This window comes from Planomonospora algeriensis (assembly GCF_977012225.1).
In genome coordinates, this window is record NZ_CDRNDK010000989.1 from 1 (window position 1) to 779 (window position 779).

The window sequence follows — 779 nt, forward strand, 5'->3', positions numbered from 1 at the left end:
CCTCACCTCCAAGGGAACCCAGATGAGGACAATCCCTCACAAAACTCCCTCTGAAATGTCTCCTTCAGGATCACTTATGTCATGAACCTGGCCGATCTCGATCGGTACAGGATCACAAGCGCACGACTCACCATGCGATGGTGCATCGACCCGATCATGCCGGACGAACTTCGACCGGTCCGTCGCTGACTCCCAGGCTTCGCAGCACGACGACCCAGTCGAACCTGGAGGCGGATCGCCAGCCTCCCCAGCGATCGAAGGCCTGATCTAATCCGTTCATGGGTTTCCGGACCCTTGCCGGTGTTGTATGCCACGATTGACGCATGGCGAAGTTGGGGCGGCGGGCCACCTTTGAAGAGCGCCTACGGGCGTGTCAGCTGATCGAAAGCGGCAAGTCACCGGATCTGGTCGCCGAGATCCTCGGCTTCGGCCGCGCCACCGTCTTCGAATGGCTGCGCGAATACCGCACGCTCGGCCCCGACGGGCTGCGCACCAAGAAGACCCGCGGGCCGGCGGCCAAGCTGACCGACGTCCAGCTCGCCCGCCTGCATGCGCTGATCGTCGGTACCGACCCCCGGCAGCTGAGCTTCGGATTCGCGCTGTGGACCCGGGCGATGGTGGCCGAGTTGATCCGCCGCGAGTTCAAAGTGAAGCTGTCGCCGGTGAGCGTCGGCCGCGTCCTGGCCAGACTCGGCATGTCCCCGCAGCGCCCGCTGTATCGCGCCTACTGATCTTGAAGTGCTGAGGTGAGCACGCCAGGTGTATCCGCGCCCACCCGG

At 63.9% G+C, this 779-nt stretch carries 1 protein-coding gene; it reads left to right on the plus strand.

What is annotated here, in order from left to right; all coding sequences use genetic code 11:
• The first annotated feature begins 323 nt into the window (after positions 1–323).
• Positions 324–731, plus strand: coding sequence for a winged helix-turn-helix domain-containing protein (locus ACWJ6R_RS37380; protein WP_449066712.1), 408 nt, complete (start codon positions 324–326; stop codon positions 729–731).
• Positions 732–779: the final 48 nt, after the last annotated feature.